This is a genomic window from Pannonibacter sp. Q-1 (assembly GCF_054073275.1).
In genome coordinates this window covers 155,742-170,510 of the sequence record NZ_JBSXNB010000005.1, presented here as the reverse complement: position 1 = coordinate 170,510, position 14,769 = coordinate 155,742, and the positions used below count along the sequence as shown (strand labels likewise).

Genomic DNA, 14,769 nt, shown 5'->3' with positions numbered 1-14,769 from the left:
TTGCCGATTTCCACCTCACCCTGCTTCGGGCAGATCACGTCCGCATCCATGGCCATGATGGCATCTCCTTCAGGCGGCGCCCGGAGCCTTCAGCCGCGCGGCGCGCTTCTCGAGGAAGGCGCGCAGGCGCTCTTCGGCTTCCGGGCTCGTGGCCGTGAAGGATGCAATAAAGGATTCGACGAAAAGTCCATCCTCCTTTGCCATGTCCTGAATGCGCGGCAGCGCATTGATGACGGCATAGTTGGACAGTTCCGCATTGCTGGCGGCGGCTTGCGCCAGTTCGGTGGCCTTGGCCAGAGCCTCACCCTCACCCACCACATATTGCGCAAGGTTCCAGGCTTCGGCGCTGGAAGCGGGCACGACGCGGCCCGTGAGCATCATGTCGGTCATGCGGGCAACACCCGTCAGCCGTGCCACGCGCACCGAGCCGCCGCCGCCGACGAAAATGCCGCGCTGGCCTTCCGGCAGGGCGAAGAAGGTGGTCGCATCGGCAACACGGATATGGGTGGAGGCCGCAAGCTCGAGGCCGCCGCCGACAACGGCGCCATGCAGGGCCGAAATCCAGGGAATGGTGCCATGCTCGATGCCGCCGAACACCGCATGCCAGCGGCGGGAATTGCGCACGCCCTCGATCGGCGAACGCTCCACATGTTCGGCCAGATCCAGCCCGGCGCAGAAGTGGCTGCCATAGCCGAAGAGCACGGCGGCCTTGGCCTCGCGCTCGGCGCGGGCAATGGCCAGGGCCAGGGCCTCGACCACCCGGTCACTGATGGCATTGCGCTTTTCGGCCCGGTTGAGGCCGACATGGGCGACATTGCCCTTCAGTTCATAGGTGACGATGTCCCCGGTGACGGTGCTGTCCATGGCGTTACTCCCGCTGCCCATCTTCGTGTGCATGATTTTGATTGTTTACAGATGGATTGTTTCCTTGTAAACAAATTTCAGGAGGGGCCATCCGGCCTAAAAAGTTTGTTCACGTGATTGACGTCTGGGAGGAGTCATGACCGCAGGAGCTATGGTCCGGAAGGAATTCTGGACGCCGGAACTTGCATGGGAAACCCGGGCCGACGGCTCGATCGTCATCTGGCGCGAGGACGCGCTGGGGGCCTATGCCAGCAAGATCAACGAACGGCTTGTTCACTGGGCGCAAGCAGCCCCGGACCGCACCTGGATGGCGGCCCGCGAAGGCGACGGCTGGAAGCGCATTTCCTACGCACAGGCCCTCACCCAGGTGCGCAGCCTTGCGCAGGCCTTTCTCGACCACGGGCTTTCCGTTGACCGGCCTGTTGCGATCCTCGCCGAAAACTCGCTCGAACATGCGTTGATGGCGCTCAGCGCCCAGCATGTGGGCATACCTTCGGCAGCCATCTCCCCCAATTACGTGACGCTGGCCACCGACTTCGGCAAGCTGACCGAAATCGCGCAGCAGATCACGCCGGGCCTTGCCTTCGTGGAAGACGGCATGCGCTTCCGGGCAGCGGTCGATGCGGCTTTCGGCACCGAATGCGTGCTGGTCGCCGCCCGCAATCTGCCCGCAGACCGGCCCAACAGCTTCCTTTTCGAAGACCTGCTGAAGACAGAAGCCACGGCAGCGGTTGATGCCGCATTCGATGCGGTGGGGCCGGATACGGTGGCGAAGTTCCTCTTCACCTCCGGCACGACAGGCTCGCCCAAGGCGGTGATCCAGACCCAGCGGATGCTGTGCTCCAATCAGGAGATGATCCGCGACTGCTACCAGTTCCTGAAGGACGAGCCGCCGGTCATCGTTGACTGGGCGCCGTGGAACCACGTGGCGGCGGGCAGCAAGATCTTCAATATGGCGCTCTACAACGGCGGCACCTTCTACATCGACAACGGCCGCCCCTCGCCCCAGCACATCGGCGAGACGCTGCGCAATCTCAAGGACGTCTCCCCGACCTGGTATTTCAATGTGCCCGCCGGTTACGAGATGCTGGTGCATGCCTTCGAGGCCGATCCGGAGCTGGCGCGGAACTTCTTCAAGAACCTGAAGCTGATGATGTATGCGGGCGCCGGAATGGCGCAGCACACATGGGATTCCTTGCGCGAAATCTCGCAAGGCATTCTCGGCCATAGCGTGCTGCTGAGCACCGGCCTTGGCGCCACGGAAACAAGCCCCTTCTCGCTCTTCTGCACCACGCAGGAGGAAAAGGCCGGCAATGTCGGCATCCCGGCGCAGGGCATCACCATGAAGCTGATCCCGGTGGAGGACAAATACGAGTTGCGGCTGAAGGGCCCGAACGTCACCCCCGGCTACTGGCGCAACCCCGAGCTGACGGCAGCGGCCTTTGACGAGGAAGGTTTCTATCGCATCGGTGACGCGCTGAAGTTCGCCGAGGAAGGCGATCCCACCCGTGGCTTCTTCTTCGACGGGCGCATTGCCGAGAACTTCAAGCTGCAGACCGGCACCTGGGTGGCTGTCGGCCCCTTGCGGGCGCAACTGGTCGATCAGTTCGCCGGCTTGATCCGCGATGCGGTGATCACCGGCGAGAACGAGGCAGAACTCGGCGCCCTGGTGCTGCTCTCCCTGCCTGCGGCACGCAAGCTGATCGACGGCGGCGACGCCCTTGATGAAGCCGCCGTTCAGACGCACCCGGCGGTGCAGGCAGCGCTCGCTGCCCGGCTCTACCGGCACCAGAAGCAGGCGACGGGCTCGGCCAGCCGCGTCATGCGCCTTGCGGTGCTGATGGACCCGCCGCGCCTCGACAAGGGCGAGATCACCGAAAAGGGCTCGCTCAACCAGCGCGCCCTGCGCAGTCACCGGCACGAGCAGATCGCAGCGCTTTATGCAGGCGGCGCGGACGTCATTCTGGCAAGGGAAGAGGCAGCAGCATGAAGATTTCAGGTTCCAGCGCACTCGTCACCGGTGGCGGCTCGGGGCTGGGCGAGGCAACAGCCCGGCTGCTGGCCGCAGAAGGGGCCATCGTGCATGTGTTCGACCGGGACGCAGCGGGTGCTGAGCGCGTGGCCGCAGAGATTGGCGGCGTTGCCGTCGCCGGGGACGTGACCAGCGAAACCGACGCCAGCGCCGCGCTCGATACGGCAGCCACTGCCGGAACTGGCCTGCGCATTCTCGTCAATTGCGCCGGGATCGGCACCGCCGCCCGGCTTCTGGGCCGCGACGGGCCGATGCCGCTCGATGCCTTCGAGCGGGTGATCCGCGTCAATCTGGTCGGCACCTTCAACATGATGCGCCTTGCCGCAGCCCGCATCGCCGAAACGGCGGAGCTTGAGGGGCTGGGCCGGGGCGTGATCGTCAACACCGCCTCGGTGGCCGCTTTCGAGGGCCAGATTGGCCAGATCGCGTATTCGGCCTCCAAGGGCGGGATCGTCTCCATGGCCCTGCCTGCGGCGCGCGAGCTGGCCCGTTTCGGCATCCGCGTCAACACCATCGCGCCGGGCCTGTTCCGCACGCCCTTGCTCGCGGGCCTGCCGCAGGAGGCACAGGACAGCCTCGCCGCCGCCATCCCCGGCCCTGCGCGTCTGGGCACGCCGGAGGAGTTTGCCGATACGGTGCGCTATCTCGTGGCCAATCCTTACGTCAATGGCGAGGTCATCCGGCTGGATGGTGCCCTGCGCATGCAGCCGCGCTGACCGCCATGGAAGGCTTTCGCGCGCAGGCGGACCGCACCGCCAGACTGTTGCAGGCAACCCCCGGCTGGCAGGCCGTTCAGGCGCTCCTGCCCGATTATGACAGCGAAACGGTGGAGGCGGTCCTGCGGGAGGCTGCCGCCTTCGCTGCCACCGAACTTGCCCCGCTGAACGCGGTTTCCGACCGGCATGGCTGCCGCATCGTCGAGGGCCGGGTGAAGACACCAGCCGGCTTTGCGCAGGCCTACCGCCGCTATGCGGAGGCCGGATGGCTCGGCATGGACCTACCGGAAGCCCATGGTGGACAGGGCCTGCCGCTGACGCTTCAGGCCGCCTGCCTGCCCCTGTTCGAGCGCGGCTGCGTCTCCATGATGATGGCGGCCGGCTCCTCCCGTGCCGCCTGCCATCTGCTCGCCGCTGTTGCCGAACCGGCGCTGGCGGAGGAATGGATTTCCCAGCTTCTGGCCGGTGAATGGACCGCCACGATCTGCATTTCCGAGCCTGATGCCGGGTCCGACGTGGGCCGCATCCGCACTACGGCGGCTCAAGGCAGTGATAGCCTGTGGCAGGTCAACGGCGTCAAGAGCTGGATTTCCTTCGGCGATCACGACCTTGCCGCGCGCATCGGCCATTGCCTGCTTGCCCGCACCGGCAAGACGGCGGGCACTGCCGGGCTCAGCCTCTTCCTCGTGCCCGACCGGATGGACGGCAAGGCCAACGGCATCACCGTGCAGCGGATCGAGGAGAAGATGGGCCTGCACGGCTCGCCCACCTGTATCCTAGGCTTTGATGGCGCGCGCGGCTGGCTGCTGGGCGAGGAGGGACGCGGGCTCCATGCCCTGTTCCACATGATCGAACTGATGCGCCTGCAGACCGGCTGCCAGGGCCTCGGCCTTGCCTCCGCCTCCGCCGATATTGCCGAGACCTACGCGCAGGACCGCAAGCAGGGTGGACCGGCAGACCGGCCGCCCGTGCCGATCGCGCAGCATCCCGATGTCCGCCGACAGCTTTCGCTTCTGCGCCGTCAGACGGAGGTCACCCGAGCTGCCATTCTGGAAAGCGCGGCCCGGATGGACCTTGCCCGTCTGTCGCCGGATGAAAAGCTGCGGGCAGACATGCGCGATTTCAGCGCCTTCATGCTGCCGATGATCAAGACTTTCGGCGCGCAAGCGGGCTTTGACGTGTCCAACCGGGCCATTCAGGTGATGGGGGCTGCGGGCTATACCAAGGAATGGCCGGTCGAGCAGCACCTGCGCGACAGCCGGGTGATGACCATCTACGAGGGCACCACCGGCATTCAGGCCATCGATTTCCTGACCCGCCGCCTGTGGCGCGATCAGGGCCGGGGCCTTGCCGTATTCGAGCGGCTGATGCGCGAAGGCATTGCCGCCGCTTCGGCAGACCGTCCGGCGGAGGCATCAGCGGCTGAAGCTGCCCTTGCTGCCTTCCTCGCCATGGCGGCGGAGCTGAACGCTCTGCAGGGTGAGCCGGAGGCGGCGCTTTACCGGGCCGAGGACTACATGCGCTGCGCCTGGGCAGCCGTCACCACATGGATGGCGCTCCGGCTGGACTGATACCAGCCGGAAGCATGGCGCCGGGTTCCAGTTCGTTTATGCCAAGGCTTTCGATGCTGACGCATCACGCCTTGAAAAGGCTCAAGCGCCGCACGGGCTTGACCAATGCTCGACAAGTCAAGCTTATCGAGCATTGGTATTACTCCGCCGCAACGCTGAACGCGGCTTGCGGCGGAACAGTGCCCATGGCCAGCGCCCTCAGCGCGGGCAGGTCATGCACGGCCACATCGCCCTGCACATTCAGCGAAATATAGCCATCGCGGCGCAGGCGGCTGATGCAGCGGCTGACGGTTTCCAGCGTCAGCCCCAGCCAGTCGGCCAGATCCTGCCGCGTCAGGTACATGGGAAAGCGCAGCACGGCGGCTTCCTCTCCCACCTTGGCGAACTGGCGGCACAGGTCCACCAGCGCCGAGGCGACCTTTTCCGTTGCCGTCTTGCGCCCCAGCAGCATGGCATGGGCCTGCGCCCGGCGCAGCAGCAGGCGGATGGCGGCGTTCAACTCGCCCTCCATGCGCCGCTGGCCTGCGGCCACCAGTTCCAGCCTGGTTGGCGCCATGGCTTCGGCGCCGCATTGCTGCACATCCGAGAGGCCGCGCCCGAACATTTTGCCCGGCCCCAGCACATCGAGGATCTGCCGCCGCCCATCGGGCAGGCGCTGATAAAGCGCGATGCAGCCCTCAAGGATGCGGAAGGTTTCGCTGCGATTAACGCCGGGCAGGAAGATGCTGGCACGGGCGGCAACCGTGGCGATCTTCCGGCCATTCTCGCTCATCAGCGGATCAATGAGAAAATCAATCGGAACGGCAGTTTGCGTGCCGCGGCGCGGGGAGAGCATTTCCATCTGAAGACATCCGGTCTGGCGCCAGCGGGGCTGGCGGAACAGGGACAGGCCGGAAAGGCCCGGCCGGTTTAGATCAGGATGTTTGCAGGGGGTGCCCTGGAGCCGCGGCTGCCCGGCGGCACGCCAGCGGCAGGCACCTGCGGCAGATAGAGAACCCAGCTGCCCTGTTGTGCGAAGGACAGGGCCTCGCCGGTGCCCAGCGCAGGCGCGGGCAGAACCACGGAGGCCGAGAGACGGCAGGCCTCGCACCCTTCGGAGCCGGAATGATGCGGCGTGCCATCTCTTCCGGTGGGGGTGAGACACAGCACCGGCAGGCTGCCATCCGGCAGGCGGAACGCTTCCAGTTCCTCCAGCTGGCTGGCGGAAAGGGCAAAGGCAGGCGGCTGATGGGCAAAGCCAAGCAACAGAAAACCCATGGCGCAAAGAATGCGCAGCAGGTTCGCCGTGTGTTGCCGTCCTTGGTGCATCAGGGATCTCCAGACCCCATATCTAATGCCAAAGCGGCACCCGTTCAATCATGCCCCGCGCTGACGGCCAGCAATGGCCAGCGGCGCATCAGCGCAGGTAATCCAGCAGCGAGAAGTTCGAAAGCTTGCCAATGATCGAATAGCTCGCCTGCAGCTGGGTCTCCATGGTGGAAATCTCGGCGGCAAGGGCAACCACATCGACCGATTTCTTGCTGTTGATCGTCTCGCTGATTGCCGTGATGTAGTCCTCTTCCCGGGCGATGGCCGTCTCCAGCGAAGCCGCCTTGATGGAGAGCGTGCTCTGGACAGCGATGACCTTGTCCTGGGCGGAGACAAGGGCCTCGGAAATCTCGGGCAGACCGGCAACAGTGAGGTCTGCCGCATTGGCCAGATAGGACAGCACGCGCAGAGTTTCCTCGAAAGCGGCATTGTCCCCCGTCACACCATAGGAAAGCTCACGGTCTGCCGAGATGCGAACGCTCTGGATGACGCTGTCACCGCTGTAGTAGCTGGTATCCGCAGTGTCCAGGTCCGTCACCACATAGGAGCCTGTATCGACGGGAGCCGACGATGTCATGCCTCCGCCAAAGAGATAGCGGCCTTCATACCGGGTGTTCAGCAGGCTGGATATATCTTCGAGATAACTTGCGGCGAGGGCCTGGAGATCGCTGAGCTGATCTTCCGTGATGACGCCGTTCACCGAGCTTCTGATGCTTGTCAGAATGTCGCTGATGCCGCCAACGGCTGAATACATCATTTCCACGCGGGACAGGGCCGTCTGGGCAGAAGACAGATAGCTCTGCGCACGGGTCAGGGAAACCTCAAGATTGACCACTGACCCGGCATCGGCTCCAAGCCCGCCATAGGTGGAGGAGATCAGCCCCGACGCTTCCTGGACCTGCTTTTCAGCCAGCCGGGACTGGGTCTGCATGGCAAGGGAGAGAAGCTTGCTCGAATGTGCGAATGTCGCAACGCGTCCGACCATTACCAAACTCCCTTGTTACACCAAGACGCTGATAGACTGACACATCACGCCTCGAAACTACTGCACTTCGCCCTGACACGGCCGGCTCTCGATAAGACAAAATTGCCTCGGTCTGACCGTGATCACTTCACTGCAGCCAGAAGGTCTTCATACATCTGCTTGAGCACCGTCAGGATCTGGGCGGCCGCGGAATACAGCTGCTCCAGTTCCGAGGCCCGTGCCGTTTCTTCATCAATGTTCACGCCGTAGAGCGAAGACATCGTGTCCGAAATTTGCGTCAGGGTGGCGGTCGCTGCCGACAGGCGCGTCTGGGCCGTCGTCGCATCTGAAACCACGACAGACAGAATGCGGTTGGCATAGCTGGTGAAGTCATAGTCGCCCGCACCGATGCGGCTGGTCGCACCAAAACTGCCCCCTCCGGTCAGGGCATCCAGCAGGGCTTCCGCCGTCTCGCTTGACCCGGATTTGTCCGCCAGTGACCCCGGATCTGCCAGAAGGCTTGCGTTGACCGAAATGGTGGAACCATCCGTTCCTGACAAAAGGTCCGGATAGGCGCTGTTGAGCGAGGAAATCAGCGCTCCGGCCAGTTCGTCAAGCATGTCCTGGGCATCAGTCAGGGTCTCGTCGCGCAAGGTGATCAGCGCGCCAAGTGCCCCTTCCGAGAGCTGACTGGTGATGTCCTTGCCATCGACCGAAATCCCCGACAGACCGGAGCCCGATCCGTCATAGGAAACACTTGCCCCCACGGACGAGGAGGCCGTGAACTCCAGCAGATGCGCAGAACCATCCACAAGGACCTGGCCCTGCTTGGTATAGACCTTCAGCGTCCCGTCGCTGGACGTGAAACTGGTCACCTCCAGATATTGCGAGAGCTCGATCAGCGCCTGATTGCGCTTGTCTTCCAGATCGGAAGTCGACGCTCCCTGGGATTTCGCCGTGGCAATCGCTTTGTTGAGCTCGTTGATTGTGGTTATGGCATCATTTGCGGCGGAGACGGACGCCGCGATCTGCTGGTCCGCGGATGTTCGCAGTTCCTGAACGCTGGAACTGAGGCTGCGGATCTGGCTGGCCAGTTCGTCCAGCGATGACACCACAGCCGCAGACAGCGTCGAACTCTCGGGAGTATCCGTCAACGAGGACAGCGCGCTCTCAAGGTTTGAGATCTGATTGGAGAGCGACGTGCCCGTATCCGAACTGGATGACGTGTTGCCCAGTGCCGATTGCAGACGGTCCATATAGTCGGCCGTCACGGACGCCCCGCCCGCGGCTGAGGTTGCTGCGGACAGGTCTGCCAACAGAAAACGGTCAACCGCCGAACTGGCCGCGGAAACCGTGACCCCGCCACTTGATGTGGTGCTGGTCGAGACGGTCTTGCGGGTGTAGCCATCCGTGTCAGCATTGGCAATGTTGCTGGAGGTGACGGCTATCTGCACCTGGGCTGCGGCCAGTGCGCTGGATGCGATCTTGCCTGCTGCGGATAGCGTCGTCATTGCGGCCTCCGTCAGATTTCCCGTGGCTGGTGGATCGAAAGCGGCATGTTTCCACGGCGCTGCTGATACCGGCCGCGGCTGCCATAGGCGATGGGCTGCAGCTGCTCTTCGCAGATGGCGCGCATGATCGCATCCACCCGGCGGCGGCTGACCGCAAGAGCCCGCTGCAACAGCCGGGTGTTTTCCTCCAGGAGAGGCTCCAGATCACTGATGCGCTGCATGAGCCGTGCCGAGAGTTCGGCGGACGCGCCGTGCAGGATGACCTGCTGCGTGCTGACGGCACGGAACCAGCGCTCGAACTCGACTGCAAGCTCCTGCTTGCTGATACCGGTGTCTTCCAGAGAAACAGGAAGTCCCCCGGCAAGCCCTGCATTTTCTGCTGAGGTCCGGCTGATCAGTTCCTCCGTCAGGTCCAGCATCCGCCGGACAGCCGCCTCGGGGGCAATTCCTTCTTTCATAGCTGACACCTGAACCTCCTGAGAATTATCTTGATCTGGCCATGGCCGCGCCGCAGCGCATGTAGGCCGATGCCGATGAACTGGCCTGGGTGAGCCGGGACAACTCGCTGGCGGCGGCGTCCTGGCCCGCTTTGAGCTGCTCGAGCAGACGTTTCAGCTCGTCCTGCAGCACGAGGGCATTCAGCCTTGCGTGGCTGTCTCCCGCTTCCAGAGCGGCGGCGGCTGCTTCCGCTTCGGCCTGAAGGCGGCGGAGCTGGCCGAACAGGCGCTGACCGTCATCCTGTCCGGGCGTGTCAGTCATCAGCGGACGGCCTGCAGCAGCGAGTCGAACATGCTGTTGGAGGTCGAGATGATCTGGGAGGCCGCAGAATAGGCCTGCTGCGCGGTCAGCATGCGGCTGAACTCGGTGCTGGTATCCGTCGTGCTCGCTTCAAGATAGCCGCCGTTGATGGACCCCGCTCCACTCGTCCCCGCAATCTGCAACGTGCTGTTGCCCGATGTCGGTGACCGGGAATACATGCCGTCGCTGTTGAGCGTCAGCCCGTTCGAGTTGGTGAAGGTCGCGACCGGGATCTTGTAGATCGTGCGCTCGTCACCATTGTCATAGGACGCAATCACGGATCCGTCCGAGGTGATCGAAACGCCTGTCAGCGAACCATAGGGCAGCCCGTCATTCGTGATCTTGTCGAGCTTGAGGTAGGGATCGCTGGAACCGGAGGCATATTGCGTCAGGCCATTGGCGAGACCGGAGGTCCCGAGATCCAGAGTGACCTCGGTGTCGGCGGCCCCCGTCGTCCAACCGGTCACGGAAAGCGTGGCCGGGGACGGGTTCGTAGAGGCGAGCGTGCCATCACTGTTGAAGGTAATCTCGATTGCGTCCGTCGACACGGTGCCGCTGGTGGTGCCGTTCAGCGTCGGATCGTCGAACGCCATCTCCCAGGTGTTTTCTCCGGTCTTTGTCCAGGTCACGCTCATGTTGTGCGTGGAGCCCAGGCTGTCATAGATTTCGACCGTGGTGGAGAAGGTGTCTCCCGTGACTGCATCCGCAGGCAGGTTCGCCTGAATGCCGACCGCAGTGGTTGCTCCAACCGAACTCTGAATGGCGTCGATATCGATCGGAACGAGCGAGGCTTCACTGGTTCCGCCGATGATGTTGCCATCAGCATCCGTCTGCCAGCCCATCAGATAATAGCCGTTGTTGACCAGATAGCCGTTCTGGTCGACTTCGAACTCACCGTTACGGGTGTAGTAGGTCTGCCCGCCCGTGACCGACGAGGAGACGACGAAGAAGCCGCTCCCGTCGATGGCGAGGTTCGTGCTGTTGCCTGTCGCTGTCAGCAGGCCCTGATCAGAAACGGACGCACGTGTCGAGGCCGTTACGCCGCCGCTCGTCGAGGTGCTGGAGCCCGCGATCAGGTTCGAGAAACTCGTCGAACTCGCCTTGTAGGCCGTGGTCGAGGAGTTCGCCAGGTTCGAGGAGATGTTGGATAGCGCCTGGCTCTGTGCCGCAAGCGCGGAGATTGCCGAATTCAGGGAACCCATCAGGCTCATGACGTCACCTCACTCTCAACCAATACTGATGACATTGCTGACGAGAACGGATGCTCCGCCGATCTTCAGGACGGAGCTTGTGCCGCTCGTATCGACACCGGTAACCGTGCCCTTGACCGTGGTCGTGCCGTCGATCTCGCTGCCGCTGGAGTCCTTGGCCGTGATGGAGATCGTGTAGACACCGCCATCCTCGAGCTGTGTGCCGCTCGTGGTCGTGCCGTCCCAGGTGAAGCTGTGCGAACCCGCTTCGGTCCCGCCTTCGCCGCTCCAGACCTTCGTGCCGCTCTCGTCGTAGATCGAGATCGTGACGCTCTCCGCACTCTCGTCGAGTGTGTAGCCCCAGGTCGCCGACCCGTCGGTCAGGGTGTTCGTGTTGCCATAGGCCTCGACCGTCTGACCCAGGTAGCCGAGACCGGAGCTTGAAATCACTGAGGCGACGTTTGCGGACAACGAAGTCAGCTGCTCGCTGATTGCCGTCTGCGTGTCGAAGCTGGCGTAGGACACCATCCGGTCCAGGTAGGTGTCCGTATCCGTCGGATCGAGCGGATTCTGGTTCTGAAGCTGCTGAAGCATCAGACTAAGAAAATCGGCACTCGTAAGTCCGAGAGAATTACTGGAGCTGCTGCTCGACGTTGTGGTCGAACTGGCAGAGCTATAACTGTTCAGAGTTGAGATGCTCATGGCAGCCCCGCGATGTTTTTCTCGTCATCGACCGGTGCCTGCATGAAAACATGCATAGAACGTCCCCGATCACTTCTCAAACGGAGGTGAGATCGAAATCAGGCGCTGTATTTGAAAATAAATACTAGGAATATTTTGCCTATATTTGATATAGGCAAGATTTACCGGGTAATACAAACTCTCGAAGAGTATGTTTCAAGCCATCCCGGATACGCCGCGGCACTGACGCCGCAGCACAAGATCGCAGCCGGGCGCGCGTCAGGTAATCGCCAGAACCTGCAAGCCGCTTGGAGGGAAGTCAGCTGCCGGCCCGTTGCGCGCCGGCCGGCCCGGTCATCCGCTCCGGTTTCTTCCGGCCACACTGCATGGGCTTGCCCAAATCCCGATGAGACAAGCGCATCGGGATCTGGCACAAGGCGCAGCAAACGCATCTGGAAATATCTGGAAAAGAAAGCGACAAGTTACCCCGGACAGTCCTCTGTCCGGCCGGCACGCAAACCGCTTGTGTCAGGCGAAACGGACCTGGCGGGGAGAGACCCTGTCCGGTCCGGATGTCTTGCCCTTCTCGCTGCCATGCCCGGCCGTCACGGAGGGACGGTCAGAACAGGTCTGCGCTGCAGCTGCCGCGATCCGGGCCGCAAGTCCGGCAGGGGCCTTGATTCCGCTGGGGGAACCGAGCGCAAACAGCGACCGCAAGCGCTTCATTTCCTCAAGCCGTCCGCGAGCCTCTGCGCTTTCCACCAGAAGACCGGCAGCCGCCTCCGGATATGGCCAGTCACGGATGTCCTCGCCATACCGGTCAAGGCAATCGCGGAAAGCATCTTCGGTCATCTTCTGGCTTGGCGAGGTCATGATCCAGCCTTCTGGGAAAACTGAAGATACGTTAACGCGGTTTGCGGAAACTGTCCAGCAAAGCTGCCGCAGCAGCATTTTGCCGGATTGCGCAGAAGTGTTTCTATCTAGATAAAAATTACGAGCCTCGAGGCTGCATTCCGGGAATTGAAGCAAAGGCATTGCGAAGTTCGACAAGGCCGTTGAACAATTTCTGCAGCCGCTCGACAGCGTCGGGTTTGCCAAGAGTGGCGTTCAACGCGAAGATATTGCGCGTATATGTGTCGCAGAGCTGCTGCCCCACGGTGCCCCCCTGCTCAAGATCAAGGTTCTGGCGCAGGCCACGCAGAATATCGACAGTGCGCTGTACGCGCGCACGGCCCATTTCATATTCCTTGAGCTCGAGGAAATGCTGCGCCTGAACGATGGCATTGAGGGCTTCATCGTAAAGCATCACGACGGCAACGATGGGAGAAACCGCAGTTGCTGCCTGGCGGTAGGCGGAGATGGCGCGCGACATGGCGTAGGACATTTTTTAGTTGTCTCCCGAGTTGAGGAGGGCCTCAAGATACAAAAGTGTGGAATTCGCCTTTTCAATCGCGGCCTGATAGGAGGCGTAGCGATTGGTCAGATTGGTCCTGTAGGTTTCAGCCCGGCTCCGGATATCAGCCGCCCGGGTGCTGTAATCCTCGTTCTTCTCTGTCAGGTTATCGATCAGCCCGGACACGAGACCGCTGGATGAATTGGAATAGAGATCGACTGAATTATAGAGCTTCTCGACGATGCCAGACGAAGTCTGGATGGTGACGGTCTGGCTGGTGGAACCGGTAAAAACCAGCGTCATGCCTTCATAGATCGTCCCTTCTGCCCCCTTGATACGCGTGTCAGAGATCGTGAAGAGGCTGCTGTCACCATTGACGCTGACGCCGGTCAGGTTGCCGTCGCTGTCGACCTGGATATCCAGTGTCAGTTCGGAGGGCATGCTGCTGTTGCGGCTGAGCAGCACGAGATCTTCCGAAGACGACTCGAACTGGAACATCAGAATGTTTTCCAAAGCTTCCAGATCGTTGAGCAGCACCGAGTTGAGCGTCGTCTCGTTGAGGACGAGATAATTCGAGGTGTCATAGCTGAGGCCGAGCAGCGCCATGGATGAACTGTCGATCATCGTGGACAGTGCGGAGGCAACGGCATTGTTGGCACTGCGCAGGGTGCTGTCGCCAAACAGGGTCGCATCGGCTGCGGCGCCGCCTGAGGAGGACACAGCCTGCTGGGTCAGCGCCCACTCGCGATACGCATTGTAGGCGTCCACCAGGGCGACAATCGCGTCCTTGATGGAGGTCAGATCGTTGGCGATCTCCACCGAGATGGTGGCATCAGACCCCGTCGTCTGGTAGATCGTGAAGGAAATGCCATCCAGCACATCGTCAATCGTGTTTGTCGAACGGGTGATCTCGATCCCGTCGAGCGAGATAATCGCCTGCTTGGCGGCCTGAATCTCGCTGGCGAAGGCGCCGTCACTGTCTGTAAGCCCGAGAGCCTGGCCGATATCATCTCCCGAAATGCTTTCCAGCGAGATTTCCTTGCCCGTCTCCGTTCCGGATAGAACCAGCCGGTATGTGCTTTCCGTCACCTTGACGACAGAGGCCTGGACACCGGTCGTCGCGCTCTCAGCATTGATTGCACTCGCAATCTCGGAAAGCGACATATCCTCGGTGACGGTGATCTCGACGCTTTCCATGCCTTCAAGGCCAATGGAGAAAGTGCCTGAAAGCTCCAGATCGCTGCTGCGGCTTGAAAAGTCGCTGCTGGCAACTTTCTGCGTGGTCGCCAGCTGCAGGATCTGCAGATCATAGGTGCCGGTCTGCGCCCCATTCTCGGCAGTAACGACAACGGCAGAAGAGGCTGTGACACTGCTGCTCGACGACGTCAGATAGGCTTCACGCAGGGAAAAGACATCATCTTTCGTGACGATCGAATTGGTCGTGCCGCGCATCGCATCTGCCGCGGAGGTGATGGCCTGCAGAAGGCTCTGCATCTCCTCATAGGCCGCAATCTTCACTTCATTTGCAGCGATCTTCACGTCAATCGCGTCAGCCGGAGCCGTCTTTGCGGCAACCGCAACCTCGACCAGCGCACTCCAGTCAATATCCGTCGATGACGAATAGGTATAGGACGACGCGGTTGTTGTGGTCGAAGTGGTGCTTGAGACCGTTGCCATGACTGCCGCCTTCTGCTGCGCTGCCCCTGGCGGGCAAGCCGGGGTCTGAGGCAGCCCGCCTCCA

15 protein-coding genes and 1 pseudogene are annotated in these 14,769 nt (G+C 62.2%); 3 read left to right on the top strand and 13 right to left on the bottom strand.

What is annotated here, in order from left to right; translation table 11 throughout:
• Nucleotides 1-69: 69 nt before the first annotated feature.
• Nucleotides 70-864, bottom strand: a complete 795-nt coding sequence (locus ACVNHC_RS15715; protein ID WP_094462758.1) for a crotonase/enoyl-CoA hydratase family protein — start codon at nt 862-864, stop codon at nt 70-72.
• Between the two features lie 136 nt (nt 865-1,000).
• Here ACVNHC_RS15715 and ACVNHC_RS15710 point away from each other — a divergent pair, with 136 nt between their 5' ends.
• From ACVNHC_RS15710 to ACVNHC_RS15700, 3 genes are read left to right on the top strand one after another with little or no spacing between them, the layout of a single operon-like run.
• Nucleotides 1,001-2,854: a feruloyl-CoA synthase gene (locus ACVNHC_RS15710; RefSeq protein WP_457167929.1), complete on the top strand. Its 1,854-nt coding sequence runs from the start codon at nt 1,001-1,003 to the stop codon at nt 2,852-2,854.
• Nucleotides 2,851-3,612 carry an SDR family NAD(P)-dependent oxidoreductase gene (locus ACVNHC_RS15705; RefSeq protein WP_457167927.1) on the top strand — a complete coding sequence of 254 codons (762 nt, stop codon included), beginning with the start codon at nt 2,851-2,853 and terminating at the stop codon, nt 3,610-3,612. Before ACVNHC_RS15710 ends, ACVNHC_RS15705 begins: the two co-directional genes overlap by 4 nt.
• A 5-nt stretch (nt 3,613-3,617) precedes the next feature.
• Nucleotides 3,618-5,183: an acyl-CoA dehydrogenase family protein gene (locus ACVNHC_RS15700; RefSeq protein ID WP_457167925.1), complete on the top strand. Its 1,566-nt coding sequence runs from the start codon at nt 3,618-3,620 to the stop codon at nt 5,181-5,183.
• Between the two features lie 139 nt (nt 5,184-5,322).
• Here ACVNHC_RS15700 and ACVNHC_RS15695 read toward each other — a convergent pair whose 3' ends face one another.
• From ACVNHC_RS15695 to fliD, 12 genes and pseudogenes are all read right to left on the bottom strand, one after another.
• Entirely contained in the window at nt 5,323-6,024 is a 702-nt protein-coding gene (locus ACVNHC_RS15695; RefSeq protein ID WP_457167923.1) for a helix-turn-helix domain-containing protein, read from the bottom strand.
• A 68-nt stretch (nt 6,025-6,092) separates the two neighbouring features.
• On the bottom strand, nt 6,093-6,491 hold the full coding sequence (locus tag ACVNHC_RS15690; RefSeq protein WP_457167921.1) for a hypothetical protein: 399 nt from the start codon (nt 6,489-6,491) through the stop codon (nt 6,093-6,095).
• A gap of 88 nt (nt 6,492-6,579) precedes the next feature.
• Nucleotides 6,580-7,476, bottom strand: a complete 897-nt coding sequence (locus ACVNHC_RS15685; protein ID WP_050473428.1) for a flagellin — start codon at nt 7,474-7,476, stop codon at nt 6,580-6,582.
• Nucleotides 7,477-7,598: 122 nt separating this feature from the next.
• Entirely contained in the window at nt 7,599-8,966 is a 1,368-nt protein-coding gene (gene flgK / locus ACVNHC_RS15680) for a flagellar hook-associated protein FlgK (protein ID WP_058898265.1), read from the bottom strand.
• An 11-nt stretch (nt 8,967-8,977) separates the two neighbouring features.
• Nucleotides 8,978-9,433, bottom strand: coding sequence for a hypothetical protein (locus ACVNHC_RS15675; protein ID WP_152967546.1), 456 nt, complete (start codon nt 9,431-9,433; stop codon nt 8,978-8,980).
• Between the two features lie 16 nt (nt 9,434-9,449).
• On the bottom strand, nt 9,450-9,725 hold the full coding sequence (locus ACVNHC_RS15670) for a hypothetical protein (RefSeq protein ID WP_457167918.1): 276 nt from the start codon (nt 9,723-9,725) through the stop codon (nt 9,450-9,452).
• On the bottom strand, nt 9,725-10,975 hold the full coding sequence (gene flgE, locus ACVNHC_RS15665) for a flagellar hook protein FlgE (protein WP_457167916.1): 1,251 nt from the start codon (nt 10,973-10,975) through the stop codon (nt 9,725-9,727). Before flgE ends, ACVNHC_RS15670 begins: the two co-directional genes overlap by 1 nt.
• Before the next feature lie 15 nt (nt 10,976-10,990).
• Nucleotides 10,991-11,425, bottom strand: coding sequence for a flagellar hook assembly protein FlgD (locus tag ACVNHC_RS15660; protein WP_244284592.1), 435 nt, complete (start codon nt 11,423-11,425; stop codon nt 10,991-10,993).
• 12 nt (nt 11,426-11,437) lie between these two features.
• Nucleotides 11,438-11,656 (bottom strand): annotated as a pseudogene (locus tag ACVNHC_RS15655) (flagellar hook capping FlgD N-terminal domain-containing protein); the annotation flags it as partial.
• Between the two features lie 507 nt (nt 11,657-12,163).
• The gene (locus tag ACVNHC_RS15650) at nt 12,164-12,508 is read right to left on the bottom strand and encodes a hypothetical protein (RefSeq protein WP_186391552.1); all 345 of its coding nucleotides are present in this window, start codon (nt 12,506-12,508) and stop codon (nt 12,164-12,166) included.
• A 118-nt stretch (nt 12,509-12,626) separates the two neighbouring features.
• Nucleotides 12,627-13,019, bottom strand: coding sequence for a flagellar export chaperone FliS (locus tag ACVNHC_RS15645; RefSeq protein WP_050473437.1), 393 nt, complete (start codon nt 13,017-13,019; stop codon nt 12,627-12,629).
• A gap of 3 nt (nt 13,020-13,022) precedes the next feature.
• Nucleotides 13,023-14,705, bottom strand: a complete 1,683-nt coding sequence (gene fliD / locus ACVNHC_RS15640) for a flagellar filament capping protein FliD (RefSeq protein ID WP_457167914.1) — start codon at nt 14,703-14,705, stop codon at nt 13,023-13,025.
• Between the last annotated feature and the right edge of the window lie 64 nt (nt 14,706-14,769).